The following is a 12,664-nucleotide window of genomic DNA, read 5'->3' as shown; positions in this document are numbered from 1 at the left end:
CGGATAATTAACAGTTCATTAATATGGCAAAATTACTTTTGTGTTAAATATTTAAATTATGAAAATTAAAAAATTATCAATCTATGCAACTGCAATACTAATTGCAGCATTTACGTTGCAATCGTGTAAAAAGACAAAAAATGACCCCGATCCAGTAGAACCAGACAAATCTGAAGTAGAATTATCTGCTACTATTAATACGAATACCACTTTAGAAAACACTAAAATTTATGTTCTTAAAAAAGATACATATACAAGAGTTTTAAGTGGGGCTACTTTAACTATTCCTGCTGGTACCATTATTAAAGGAAATATCAACTCTGCATTAATTGTAGAAATGGGAGGTAAGATCAATGCTCAAGGCACGGCTTCAAATCCGATTGTTTTCACCTCTAACCAACCAGCAGGCTCAAGAAATACTGGCGATTGGGGCGGTATAGTAATAGCTGGGAGATCTTTAGTAAATACAGCAGATGGTACAGGTCAGTACGAAGGTGGCGTACTTGGTGCTGATGTAGCTAAGTATGGTGGTAATATTGCCGATGACGATTCGGGAATATTAAAATATGCACGTATTGAGTATGCTGGATATCCAGTTCAAAAGGATAAGGAGCTTAATGGCTTAACCCTATGTGGTGTTGGAAGTAAAACTGTAATTGAAAATGTAATGGTGTCTTTTGGTGGTGATGATTCATATGAGTTTTTTGGAGGTACTGTTAACGCAAAGAATTTAATTGCCTATAAAGGAACTGATGATGATTTTGACTTTGATCAAGGATATAATGGTAAAATTCAATTTGCAATAGCTATTAAATCGCCGGCAGTTGCAGATCAAGCTGGAACGTCAAGAAATATTGAGAATGAAACTAAAGGTGTTGTAACCGAAACAGCAAATTTTGGGTACTCTAGACCAATACTTTCTAACTTTACCTTTATAGGTGGTAGTGCCAGCGGTGACGCTAAACACGGTGCAAATATCCACATCGGTAACGCTAGAATGGTACTTGCTAATTCTATTATTGCAAATGCTAAAACGGTAAACCTTGAATTTGGAGATGCCTTTTCTGCTAAGGAATTTAAAGATGGAAGAACGTTAATTCAAAATAATATCCTAGTTTCAGGAACCGCTTCTTCAAAAACTTATGAAGCTGGTATATTTGCAGATGCAAATTCAATTATAGATTTTGCTAAAACAAAAATGAATTCAGTACTTGCATCCTTAACATTTAATGTAAATATGCCAAATTTAAAGCTTGCAGAAAGTACTACTGTTACCCCTAAGTTTGAAGGCGATCTTTCAAGTTTAGAAAAAGCAACTTTCGTTGGTGCGGTTGGTACAACAGATTGGACTACAGGTTGGGTTTCATGGGATCCTCAAAATGTTAGCTACAAATAAAAAAAAAGGTTGGCTTGGTAAAGAGCCAACCTTTTTTTTTACCTCATCTTTGGCTCATATGCATAAACAACTTCATACTTCTTATTCTTTAAACTAGTCGATAATTCACCAATACGTAAGTTTTTTAACTGTGGTGTAGGCTCACAAACCGTATAGGCCTTGCCATTATAAAGGATAGAAGCACCATTGAGAGGTTTATCAAATTGTACCGCCATTGTTAGATGGGTAGGATAAAGTAACGCAATCATGGGCAAATTGTAAATCTCTTTAACCAAATAGAAAAACAAAGCCGCCCGATCATCGCAATCGCTGTATTTGTTTACTAAAGTTTGCTCCGGAGATAATCTTTTTTCTTTCCCAAAGTTTTCTTCATCGTTCTCATACAAAAATGCGTAACGCGTAAAACGCATTAAATAATCAACTCCTTTCTTCTCGTTCATCCCTTTTAAATTTTGTTTTAGGTTTGGGATTAGCGATTGATAGGTTTCATGACTTAAGGGAATGTTAAAATAGCTCTCAAAATCTACTCCTGGATAATTGGCAAATATGCTTTCAATTTCTTTGTTGATCTTCACCTTAAAATGATAATCTTTATGCTTATAGTTAAAGGCTATTTGCTTCTCCTCATAATCTTCGGGTTTAAAATCTGGCATTCGAGTTACTTTATAACTAAAAGACGATTTTGCGTCAGGAATAACGATTTCAATAGGCTTGTACGCATCTTCTCGTTTAAATAATTTCCCATAATCGTGGTAATTTAAGCACATGTATTTTTTATCATCAATCATAAAAAAGGGAATGTCAGAAATATCCTCATCATTTTTAACATAGAAGATAATCTGATCGTTACCAATTGCAATTTTGGCATCATAGCCAGATTTGCACATTAAAAACCACTTGTATAGCGTATAAAGATTGTAGTTTTCGACTTTCGGACTTAACTGCTGCGCTGTTTTACGGATTAGCTGGTAATAAAGCCAGTCGTTTAAATTATATTTTTCTTTATAACTAATTAGCGAATGTATGAGTGGTTTGTAATTACTTGCGTTAACTAGGCCGTAAAAGTTATTTACCGATTGATTGTTTAACTCGGTATCAAATTTTATTCGTAGTGATGCATCAGCGGTGAAATTAAATGTGCCATCATAAAATTCGAAGCTATAGTTTTGAGCATAAGTAGATGTTCCAGAAAAAGCCATTCCCGCATATACCATAAGGTTAAAAAAGACACGAAAAACTCTTCTACTCAATTGCTTAACTATTTGTTAACATTAAAGATATATAAAATTAACAAATAGCGTGCATTAAGTTTTTTAATTATTATAACCCTGCCTTAACCTTCTCTTAACACCACTGCCTTACTTTTGTGTCATTAAATATTTGGTTGATATTTAATGAAAGTTTAGGTTAGTTGATAACAAGAAACCCCGACTGGTTATCGGGGTTTCACTTTTTAGAAATTTTCAAGAATGTTTTCTGCTGCTTGATGCTACTAAAAGTTTTTTCCAACTTTCTCTAACATCTCTGCAGGGATTTTTTGTAAATCAACTACTAAAAATCCATCTAAGCAATCTGAGAATTTGGGATCGATATTGAAACAGATAATTTTTGCGTTAAGGTTTAAATATTGCCTTAAAAGAACAGGGATTTTGATGTGGGAATTTTCTATATCGCCAATCAAGCCATCTAAATCTTTTAACGTTCCACTGCTCTCAACGAGTAAGTCGGTGTCTATAGGCGATAAATCTGCCTTGAATTTATTTTTTGGTTTCACATAGCTTGCAAGTTCATAATCGAAATGATTCTTCGTAATATAATCTACAATTAAAGATTTCGAGAAAGTAGAAAAATTATTGCTAATGCTAACCGGACCAAACATGTATCTATATTTCGGGTTATCGACAAGGTATTTCAAAATACCCTTCCACAACAAAAATAGCGGCAAAGGCTTTAGTTGATATTCCTTTCTAATCCACGAACGCCCTAACTCAATGCCCTGTCTCAACACTGGATAAAACGGCTCTTTAATCTTAAACAACTCTGAAAGATAAAATCCTCTTCTACCCATTGTATTTAAAATCTCATCGCCTTTCCCAATTCTGTACGCACCAACTATATTGTGTAGTTCCTTGTCCCAAATAAATAAATGATTATAATAGATATCGTAATTATCTAAATCTATTTTTTTATTCGTGCCTTCACCAACTTCCCTAAATGTAATTTCTCGAAGTCTGCCAATTTCTCTTAAGATATGAGGAATATTTGTTGTAGGGCTTATATAAACTTCATAATTCTTTTCTTCCCAAACTTTGAAATCTTCTAATTGCGAAACTTCATCAACAATTAAATTACGGTCGGTTTCTGCCACTACCTTTTCTGGCTTCTTCTTTCGTTTAAAAAGATTAATAGGGTTAAAAAGTTTTTTTTCCTCTTCTAAACTCGTGCCTAAAGCATATGTTCGAGCCCGTAAAAAATCGAGCAATTTATTGGTGTCTTTTTTATAAGATATATCTTCAATCTTAATAGGTTTTCCTATGCGTACTTTAATTTTCAAACCCTGCTTGTTCAGAAATTCTGACGGCAATTTTGCAGTTCTTAATGTAGGGTGAATAAAACTTAAAATGTTGAACAAAACGCCATTGTTTCCATGAAAATAGATTGGCACAACAGGCACTTTAGCCTTCGAAATTAGCTTTCCTACCACAGGATGCCACAATCTGTCGGTAACTTCCTGACTATCTAAATTAAATGTTGACACCTCCCCAGCTGGGAAAATTCCTAATGGAATTCCGTGCTGTAAAAGATCAAAAGTAGCTTTTAAACCACTAATGCTCGACGAATGTTGTACGTTTTCGAAAGGATTAACAGCCACGAAAAACTCACTCAAGTTTGGGATTTTCTTTAAAATAAAATTCACCATCACTTTCGATTCAGGTCTAACCGTACATAAAAGCCGAACTAAAGCTAAGCCTTCTATTCCCCCATAAGGATGATTTGCGATGGCAATAAAAGCACCGGTTTTTGGGATATTTTTAAGATCTTCCTCGTCAAAATCGATGGTAACACCTACGGTTTCCAAAATTTTATCAACAAATTCTAAGCCTGCAAAATGTTCATTCATTGAAAATACCTTGTTGATGTCATTTAACTTCATGACCTCCATAAGTAAGGTTGCAAGGCCCGGAACGCCTAATTTGTCTATTTTAGTAGCTTTTGCAAACTCTGTTTTTGTAATGATGTTCATCTAGATTTAGGGTTTTTAAGAAAGCAGTTACAAAAATAAGATTAAAAATTGTAGTACCTATGGTTCTATGAAGAAATGGTTGAATAACTACTTTAGTTTAACAAAGTGCGAATATAATGGGCTGCTTGCCTTATTTGGACTATTAGTGTTTGCATTTGTTACGCCCTATATATATGATGCACTTTTCAAGAAAGAAGAATCAATTACCGATTTCGAAAGAAATGCAATACAAGAATTAAATTTAATTGCCTTAAATGAACAGCCTCCTAGCAAATTCCACAAAAGAGAAAAGGAAGTATTTTCAAAACCTATTTTATTTAAGTTCGATCCAAACCAAATTTTGCTAGAGGACTGGAAAAAACTAGGGCTCTCCATAAAGCAAGCACAATCCATTATAAATTTTCGTAACAAAGGGGGTAAATTTTATAAGGTTGAAGATTTAAAAAAGATGTATACCATTTCTCCTAAACTATTCGAAAAGTTACAGCCATACGTAGAAATCGTAAATCCACTAGGAGAGAAAAAGAAGAAATTTGAAGTTAAGGCTTATACAAAAAAGGAATATCCCGTGATAGAAATAAATAGTGCTGATACCTTAGCATTAGATAAAATTAAAGGAATTGGAGCAGCTTTTGCCCGTAGAATTACTAATTATCGCAACAAACTAGGTGGTTTTTATAAAAAGGAGCAATTAATGGAGGTGTATGGACTAGATAGCGTGAAATATAAAGAGCTTAAAGATCAAATTCAGGTTGATGTTTCCGCAATAAAGAAAATTAATATCAATACAGCCGATTTTGAGTCCTTAAAAAACCATCCTTACTTAAAATATAAGCAAATAAATACCATTATCGAATACCGAAAGCAACATGGAAATTATTCGAGCATTGCCGACCTTAAAAAATTGCTTATCTTGAGCACGCAAACCATTGACCAACTTACACCTTATTTACAATTTTGATGTTAGCAGATAAGATAAAGCAAACCCTGCGAGATGTGCCCGACTTTCCTAAGCCTGGAATTATTTTTAAAGATATTACCCCAATATTAATGGATTCTGTTCTATGTGCCGAAATTACAAATGCACTTGCTTTACAGTTAAAAGACATTAAGATCGATGTGGTAGCTGGGATAGAAAGCCGAGGCTTTTTATTCGGATTAGCATTGGCCCAAGCTTTAAATGTCCCCTTCGTCCCTATTCGTAAAGCTGGAAAGTTGCCCTATAAAACAATACAACAGTCGTACGTTCTAGAATATGGTAGCGCAACCTTGGAAGTGCACGAAGATGCATTTATTGCTGGACAACACGTGCTTATTCACGATGATCTACTCGCTACGGGTGGAACAGTAGTAGCGGCTTCAAAATTAGTTGAACAATTAGCTGCCAAAGTAGCTGGTTATTCGTTTTTAATAAACTTAGATTTTTTAAACGGGAAAGACAGGTTGGATAGCTTCTCTAAAAATATATTTTCCTTAACAAGTTTTTAAGATTAAAATTTAATGGTTAAGTTTTTGCCTGCTTTAACAAATTGATAATGCCTTCTTTTTCTATAAAATACATTCCAGTGCCATCTTTGCTAATACCATCTTTTAGTTGATAGGTAAATATTGGTTGTCCATCAACTGTTTGATGTTCCATATACTTAAAAGTAACTTTTTCAGCATTTAACTGCGCGGCAAGTTCGGTAATATGGCTAGATATAATAAAAATAGATTTTGATATTGCCGAAAAGCTATTAATTACTAAAAGAGACGCATCAAAGGCATCTTTTGCATTGGTTCCTTTAAACAACTCATCGAATATAACAAACATCTTACTTCGTTCTTTCAATATTGTGGCCACTTTTTTTATTCGAATTACTTCACTGTAATAATGGCTCAATCCATTTTCGATGGTATCTGCTAAATTTATTGTTGTAATTAATCCATTAAAAATGCTTGTTTTCATGCGCTTGGCAGGTACTGGAAAGCCAAGATGTGCCAAATAAATAGAAAGCCCCACTGCTTTTAATAGCGATGATTTACCAGACATGTTCGACCCACTTAAGAAAACAAGGTTATTGTCTATTTTAAAGCTGTTTTTATTAGGTTGATGAAATACTGGATGAAATAACCCATCAATCTGGAAATCTATTTCTTTTTCAATAGTATAGCTTGGAAGGCAAAAACCACGAGTGTTCGCAACATTCGCAACAGCTTCTAAAACATCTAATTCATAAAAAACATTTAATAAGTCGAGAAGAAGTAATCGATGCGTTTTGCGAAATGTAAAATCGAATTGTCCGATTTGAGAAAAGTTTAATTTTTTATTTAAAACAATGGAATTTATATTTAGAATATCGATTATATTCTTCAATTTCATAGCCAATTCTTGTAAAAGAATGGGAACATCGTTTTCAATCAGCCTAGAAATTAATTCGCCACCATATTTAATCAATTCTAATAGTTTCGTTATTCCAACTTGAACCACATAGTAGTTTTGATTGGGTTTAAATTGATTTTGTAACCATGGAACGAAAGAGTCGATTATATTTCTCTTTAAATAACCATGGTCATAATTAAGGTAATGAAGGATTAAATCGACATGATTATGATCAATTTGTAGCTGTATTTTTGATTTTTGTAGAAAGGAAATTGCTGCCGATCGCCTTTGTAAGATATTGATATCATTTGATGGGTTGCTCATCCAATATTTCAAAAGTTCTCTGCCACCAAGAGTTTTGGTTTTTTTAAAAAGGTCGAATACCGAAAATATATTTTCGTCGCTCTTAAAAATACTTAAGTCTCGATAAGACTGTTCGTCCATTTTAAAATTCATTAACAATTTTATTAAATTTTTTCCATTATTTTTTCTCTAGTTTTTAAGCTTAAAAAATTCCTCAATAAAGGTATTGAACCAAATACCAAAACGTTCTATTTTCTGCGCTCTTTTATTATGCTTGCATTGTAATATTATTTGCTTATCATTGCTCCCAACCAAATATAAATCCATAGAAATTTTGATTTCAAGCCGCGTTATAACAGGTTTGATTTCAAAATTTCTTTTTTTAAACTCATCACATATGCAAGCAGGTTTCAATTTCCAAACCACAGAAAATCAAGATTTAATCCGTAAAATGGTAAGCGATTTTGCCGAAAAAAATATTCGTCAGCAGTTGATGGAATGGGACGAGGCGCAACATTTTCCAATAGCTATTTTTAAGCAATTAGGCGAACTTGGTTTAATGGGGGTATTAGTGCCTGAAGCATATGGAGGTTCGGGCTTTGGCTATCAAGAATACGTAGATGTAATTGTAGAAGTTTCTCGCGTTTGCGGCTCCATTGGTTTATCGTTAGCTGCGCACAACTCTTTATGCACTGGGCATATCCTTGCTTTTGGAACCGAAGAACAAAAACAAAAATGGCTGCCAAAATTAGCTACTGCTGAGTGGATTGGTGCTTGGGGTTTAACTGAAGCCAATACAGGCTCTGATGCGTTGCGTATGACAACTACAGCCGTTTTAGATGGAGATGAATATGTAATTAATGGCGCTAAAAATTGGATTACCCACGGCAAATCTGGAGATGTGGCGGTAGTAATGGTGCGCACAGGAGATGGGGGAAGCTCAAAGGGAATTTCTGCCATTGTGGTAGAGCGTGGTACGCCAGGTTTTGCTGCAGGTAAAAAAGAAAATAAATTGGGGATGCGCGCTTCAGAAACTACTGAAATGATTTTCGATAACTGCAGGGTGCCAAAAGCTAATCTTTTAGGTGCCGAAGGCGATGGTTTTAAGCAAGCCATGAAAGTGCTAGATGGGGGTCGCATTTCTATTGCAGCTCTATCATTAGGGATTGCAAAAGGGGCTTTCGATGCGGCCTTGGCCTATGCTAAAGAACGCCATCAGTTTGGGGCACCAATTTCGAGCTTCCAAGCTATTAGTTTTAAATTAGCAGATATGGCTACAGAAATTGAAGCGGCAGAATTATTAATCCGCCAAGCGGCTGATTTAAAAAATAGACACCTACCGATGAGCAAAGAATCGGCAATGGCAAAGTATTATGCTTCAGAAGTTGCCGTTCGTTGTGCAACTGAAGCTGTTCAAATTTTTGGAGGTTATGGCTATACTAAAGATTTTCCGGTAGAGAAATTTTATCGCGATAGTAAATTATGCACCATAGGTGAGGGCACTTCAGAAATTCAAAAGATTGTAATTGCTAGGGAGATATTAAAGTAATTAAAAATCATTTTTTTATTTCAATATTACTTCCTATCTTTGCAATCCTAAAAACATCGAGAGGAGGTATTTCACGTTATGATTATAATTAACATTAAAGACGGCGAATCATTAGATAAAGCGCTAAAACGTTTCAAGAAAAAATTTGAAAAAACTGGTGTATTGAGAGAATTACGTAGCCGTCAAGCATACGAGAAAAAATCGGTCGCTCGTCGTACAGAAATTAAACACGCTGTTTACATTCAGAACATGAACCAAGAAGGAACGTTATAGTTCTTAATTGTATAAATATAAAAAACCTCGAAGCTTTGTTTCGAGGTTTTTTTATGCGCAATAAATTAGCTAATTTGCAAATTGGATAATTCGCTAATTATTTGTATATTCACACTTCCCGAAGAACGAATGCTTATGCTCATCAGCAGTTTCTTAACCTATTTAAAGCACGAGAAGCGCTACTCACCCCATACGCTATTGGCTTATGAAAGAGATTTACATCAATTTGAGCACTACATTCAGCTTAATTACGAATTAACGGTATTAACCAGCAAAGCAGTCCATGTACGAAGCTTTATGGTATCGTTAATGGATGATAAGATTTCCGCAAATGCAATAAATAGGAAAATTTCATCGCTTCGCAGCTTTTATAAATATTTGCAACGGGAAAGTATACTCAGTGTTAACCCAATGCTTCTAATTCGTGCGCCTAAAGTATCGAAACGTCTACCTGTTTTTGTAGAAGAGCACAAGTTGGATCAATTGTTAGATTCGACGACAGTTTTTAATGAAGACTTTTCTTCTCAGCGCGACAAGCTTGTGGTGGAATTGCTTTTTGGGACGGGGATTCGGTTAGCAGAATTATTACTTTTAAAAGACACGGATATAAACACCTACGAATCGACCATTAAAGTATTGGGTAAGAGAAACAAAGAGCGTATTGTGCCCCTGCATTCATTACTATTAAAGGAGGTAGGAGCTTATATTGCACTCAAAAATGCGCAAAAATTTAATAACAAAATCACTACCTTAATCGTTACCAATACAGGAAAGGCTGCTTATCCGAAAATGATTTACCGAATAGTGCATCATTACCTAACGCTAATATCAACGCAGGATAAGAGGAGCCCACATGTATTGCGGCATTCTTTTGCAAGTAGTTTGCTTAATCGCGGTGCCGACCTAAATGCAATTAAAGAATTATTGGGGCATGCTGGATTAGCTGCCACACAGGTTTATACGCATAATTCAGTTGAACGCTTAAAATCAATATATAAACAAGCCCATCCAAAGGCATAAAAAAGGAGGAAAAATGAAAATTAGAGTACAGTCAATCCATTTCAATGCAGACAAAAAACTGTTAGATTTTATTCAGAAGAAAGTAGATAAATTAGACTTATTTTTCGACCAGATTATTGGGGGAGAAGTTTATTTGAAATTAGAAAATGTAGAAGATGAAGCAAACAAAATATCAGAAATCAAATTAATGGTTCCTGGCGTAACCTTATTCGCCAAAGAACAGTGCAAGTCGTTTGAAGAAGCAACCGATTTGTCTATTGAGTCGTTAAAAAAACAGATTACCAAACATAAAGATAAAACGCGCGCAAAATTAAGTGAGCACAAAGAGTTGCTTAATACAAATGAAGTGTCTGATTATTAGGATACTATTTCTATATATAAATGAGTACGAAATTGGCGGATCAGAATCCGCCAATTTTTTTTTAAAATATATTTTTTTCAAAGAATAATTTTTGTAGATTTGCATTCCATTTCGGAAGGGGCGTTAGTCGCCAGGGAAATGAAAGTTCTATGAAAGATTAAAATTTTATCTAAAACGTTAATTTTAAGCGTTTGTACAGATATAAGCCTCCTTAGCTCAGCTGGTAGAGCAACTGACTTGTAATCAGTAGGTCATTGGTTCGATCCCGATAGGAGGCTCTTTTTATTTTGTGCGTATACGAAATAAAAGGGGGGAGATTCCAGAGCGGCCAAATGGGACAGACTGTAACTCTGTTATCGCAAGATTTCGAAGGTTCGAATCCTTCTCTCCCCACTCTAATTAGCTAAATGGCCAATTTGCTAATTTAAAAAAAGCGGAAGTAGCTCAGTTGGTAGAGCGATAGCCTTCCAAGCTATAGGTCGCGAGTTCGAACCTCGTCTTCCGCTCGTAGGAGGTTCATTGGGAAATGAGTTCAATGGTTCACTAGTAGCCTAATGAACAAAAGAACAAGTGAACTGATGAGCTAAAGAAAAAAAAGCCGACTTAGCTCAGCGGTAGAGCACTTCCTTGGTAAGGAAGAGGTCATGGGTTCAATTCCCATAGTTGGCTCTGGTAATAATAAAGGAACGAAATACTTTGTTAAATCTGTAGTAGCAGAATAGACAAGGTTTTTTGTATTGAAATTGTATCAAAACAATAAATAAATAAAAAAAGTTAACCTACTAATAAGTATAAAAACATGGCAAAAGAAAAGTTTGACCGCAGCAAGCCGCACTTAAATATCGGCACTATCGGTCACGTTGACCACGGTAAAACAACCTTAACAGCAGCTATCACTAAAGTGTTATCTGATGCTGGTTTATCTGAGGCGCGTTCATTTGATTCGATTGACTCTGCTCCAGAGGAAAAAGAAAGAGGTATCACGATTAACACAGCTCACGTTGAGTATTCAACAGCTAACCGTCACTATGCTCACGTTGACTGTCCAGGTCACGCGGATTACGTGAAAAACATGGTTACTGGTGCGGCTCAAATGGACGGTGCAATTATCGTTGTTGCTGCTACAGATGGTCCGATGCCACAAACTCGCGAGCACATTCTATTGGCTCGTCAGGTAGGTGTACCTTCGTTAGTTGTTTTCATGAACAAAGTTGATATGGTGGATGATCCAGAATTACTAGAATTAGTAGAGATGGAAGTTCGTGAATTATTATCTTTCTATGAATTCCCTGGTGATGATATTCCTGTAATTCAAGGTTCGGCTCTTGGAGGCTTAAACGGCGATCCAAAATGGGTTGGAAAAATTATGGAGTTAATGGATGCTGTAGATAGCTACATTCCAATTCCTCCACGTTTAACTGATCTTCCATTCTTAATGCCTGTAGAAGATGTATTCTCGATCACGGGTCGTGGTACAGTTGCAACTGGTCGTATTGAGCGTGGTGTAATCAACTCTGGTGATCCAGTTGAAATCTTAGGTATGGGTGCTGAAAATCTTAAATCAACTGTAACAGGTGTTGAGATGTTCCGCAAGATCCTTGATTATGGTGAAGCAGGTGATAACGTAGGTTTGTTATTACGTGGTATTGAGAAAACTGATATCCGTCGTGGTATGGTAATCTGTAAACCAGGTTCAGTAACTCCTCACACTGATTTCAAAGCTGAGATCTATGTATTATCAAAAGCAGAAGGTGGTCGTCACACACCATTTTTCAATAAATACCGTCCACAATTCTATTTCCGTACAACAGACGTTACAGGTGAAATCACTTTAGCTGAAGGTACTGAGATGGTAATGCCAGGTGATAACGTTACAATCAACGTAAAATTGATCAACGCAATCGCAATGGAAAAAGGTCTACGTTTCGCTATCCGTGAAGGTGGTAGAACAGTAGGTGCTGGTCAGGTAACTGAGATTGTAAAATAAGGTTTAATTACTTTAAATACTATCAATTAGCTAATTAGCAAATTTGCTGATTAGCTAATTGTGTCTACGGGAATAGTTCAATGGTAGAATAGAGGTCTCCAAAACCTTTGATCAGGGTTCGAATCCTTGTTCCCGTGCTAACAATGTGAGAATTAGTCCCGATGCTATC

Annotated in this window: 11 protein-coding genes and 5 tRNA genes; 13 read left to right on the top strand and 3 right to left on the bottom strand. The window is 35.5% G+C overall.

All coding sequences use genetic code 11. From position 1 onward, the window contains the following. Nucleotides 1-58 precede the first annotated feature (58 nt). A complete protein-coding gene (locus tag WG904_RS07995; protein WP_339578784.1) occupies nt 59-1,396 on the top strand; it encodes a hypothetical protein in 1,338 nt (445 codons plus the stop codon). Between the two features lie 38 nt (nt 1,397-1,434). Here WG904_RS07995 and WG904_RS07990 read toward each other — a convergent pair whose 3' ends face one another. Further along, on the bottom strand, nt 1,435-2,646 hold the full coding sequence (locus WG904_RS07990; protein WP_339578783.1) for a hypothetical protein: 1,212 nt from the start codon (nt 2,644-2,646) through the stop codon (nt 1,435-1,437). 242 nt (nt 2,647-2,888) lie between these two features. After that, entirely contained in the window at nt 2,889-4,640 is a 1,752-nt protein-coding gene (locus tag WG904_RS07985) for a bifunctional lysophospholipid acyltransferase family protein/GNAT family N-acetyltransferase (RefSeq protein WP_339578782.1), read from the bottom strand. 67 nt (nt 4,641-4,707) lie between these two features. Here WG904_RS07985 and WG904_RS07980 point away from each other — a divergent pair, with 67 nt between their 5' ends. After that, a complete protein-coding gene (locus WG904_RS07980; RefSeq protein ID WP_339578781.1) occupies nt 4,708-5,601 on the top strand; it encodes a ComEA family DNA-binding protein in 894 nt (297 codons plus the stop codon). Then, nucleotides 5,601-6,128 (top strand): adenine phosphoribosyltransferase, encoded by a 528-nt coding sequence (locus WG904_RS07975; RefSeq protein WP_339578780.1) that lies wholly within the window; start codon nt 5,601-5,603, stop codon nt 6,126-6,128. The genes WG904_RS07980 and WG904_RS07975 overlap by 1 nt, the downstream gene beginning before the upstream one ends. 16 nt (nt 6,129-6,144) lie before the next feature. On the opposite strand, the gene WG904_RS07970 is transcribed toward WG904_RS07975, so the two are convergent. Continuing rightward, nucleotides 6,145-7,458, bottom strand: a complete 1,314-nt coding sequence (locus WG904_RS07970; protein WP_339578779.1) for a MutS-related protein — start codon at nt 7,456-7,458, stop codon at nt 6,145-6,147. A gap of 244 nt (nt 7,459-7,702) precedes the next feature. Between WG904_RS07970 and WG904_RS07965 the strand changes: the two genes are divergently transcribed. The 10 genes from WG904_RS07965 to WG904_RS07920 all read left to right on the top strand — a co-directional run bounded on the left by WG904_RS07965 (nt 7,703) and on the right by WG904_RS07920 (nt 12,632). Beyond that, a complete protein-coding gene (locus WG904_RS07965; protein WP_339578778.1) occupies nt 7,703-8,854 on the top strand; it encodes an acyl-CoA dehydrogenase family protein in 1,152 nt (383 codons plus the stop codon). Nucleotides 8,855-8,932: 78 nt separating this feature from the next. Continuing rightward, nucleotides 8,933-9,127 (top strand): 30S ribosomal protein S21, encoded by a 195-nt coding sequence (gene rpsU / locus WG904_RS07960; RefSeq protein WP_055132547.1) that lies wholly within the window; start codon nt 8,933-8,935, stop codon nt 9,125-9,127. Between the two features lie 135 nt (nt 9,128-9,262). Beyond that, the gene (locus WG904_RS07955) at nt 9,263-10,147 is read left to right on the top strand and encodes a tyrosine-type recombinase/integrase (protein ID WP_431844420.1); all 885 of its coding nucleotides are present in this window, start codon (nt 9,263-9,265) and stop codon (nt 10,145-10,147) included. Between the two features lie 13 nt (nt 10,148-10,160). Continuing rightward, nucleotides 10,161-10,508 carry a ribosome hibernation-promoting factor, HPF/YfiA family gene (gene hpf, locus WG904_RS07950; protein WP_339578776.1) on the top strand — a complete coding sequence of 116 codons (348 nt, stop codon included), beginning with the start codon at nt 10,161-10,163 and terminating at the stop codon, nt 10,506-10,508. 205 nt (nt 10,509-10,713) lie between these two features. Continuing rightward, nucleotides 10,714-10,786, top strand: a tRNA-Thr gene (locus WG904_RS07945). 32 nt (nt 10,787-10,818) lie between these two features. Then, nucleotides 10,819-10,901 (top strand) — tRNA-Tyr (locus tag WG904_RS07940). 40 nt (nt 10,902-10,941) lie between these two features. Then, nucleotides 10,942-11,014, top strand: a tRNA-Gly gene (locus WG904_RS07935). A gap of 91 nt (nt 11,015-11,105) precedes the next feature. After that, nucleotides 11,106-11,177, top strand: a tRNA-Thr gene (locus WG904_RS07930). 130 nt (nt 11,178-11,307) lie between these two features. Next, on the top strand, nt 11,308-12,495 hold the full coding sequence (tuf, locus tag WG904_RS07925) for an elongation factor Tu (RefSeq protein WP_173090975.1): 1,188 nt from the start codon (nt 11,308-11,310) through the stop codon (nt 12,493-12,495). A 66-nt stretch (nt 12,496-12,561) separates the two neighbouring features. Next, nucleotides 12,562-12,632, top strand: a tRNA-Trp gene (locus tag WG904_RS07920). Nucleotides 12,633-12,664: the final 32 nt, after the last annotated feature.

It is taken from the genome of Pedobacter anseongensis, assembly GCF_037482965.1.
GTDB lineage: Bacteria > Bacteroidota > Bacteroidia > Sphingobacteriales > Sphingobacteriaceae > Pedobacter > Pedobacter anseongensis.
This window is presented reverse-complemented; position numbering and strand designations above follow the sequence as displayed.

Bases quoted from the DNA above. Each gene is read 5' to 3' on its own strand.
- WG904_RS07970 (WP_339578779.1), bottom strand. From the start codon at position 7,458: ATGAATTTTAAAATGGACGAACAGTCTTATCGAGACTTAAGTATTTTT.
- WG904_RS07995 (WP_339578784.1), top strand. From the start codon at position 59: ATGAAAATTAAAAAATTATCAATCTATGCAACTGCAATACTAATTGCA.
- WG904_RS07955 (WP_431844420.1), top strand. From the start codon at position 9,263: ATGCTCATCAGCAGTTTCTTAACCTATTTAAAGCACGAGAAGCGCTAC.
- WG904_RS07985 (WP_339578782.1), bottom strand. From the start codon at position 4,640: ATGAACATCATTACAAAAACAGAGTTTGCAAAAGCTACTAAAATAGAC.
- WG904_RS07980 (WP_339578781.1), top strand. From the start codon at position 4,708: ATGAAGAAATGGTTGAATAACTACTTTAGTTTAACAAAGTGCGAATAT.
- WG904_RS07975 (WP_339578780.1), top strand. From the start codon at position 5,601: ATGTTAGCAGATAAGATAAAGCAAACCCTGCGAGATGTGCCCGACTTT.
- hpf (WP_339578776.1), top strand. From the start codon at position 10,161: ATGAAAATTAGAGTACAGTCAATCCATTTCAATGCAGACAAAAAACTG.
- tuf (WP_173090975.1), top strand. From the start codon at position 11,308: ATGGCAAAAGAAAAGTTTGACCGCAGCAAGCCGCACTTAAATATCGGC.
- rpsU (WP_055132547.1), top strand. From the start codon at position 8,933: ATGATTATAATTAACATTAAAGACGGCGAATCATTAGATAAAGCGCTA.
- WG904_RS07965 (WP_339578778.1), top strand. From the start codon at position 7,703: ATGCAAGCAGGTTTCAATTTCCAAACCACAGAAAATCAAGATTTAATC.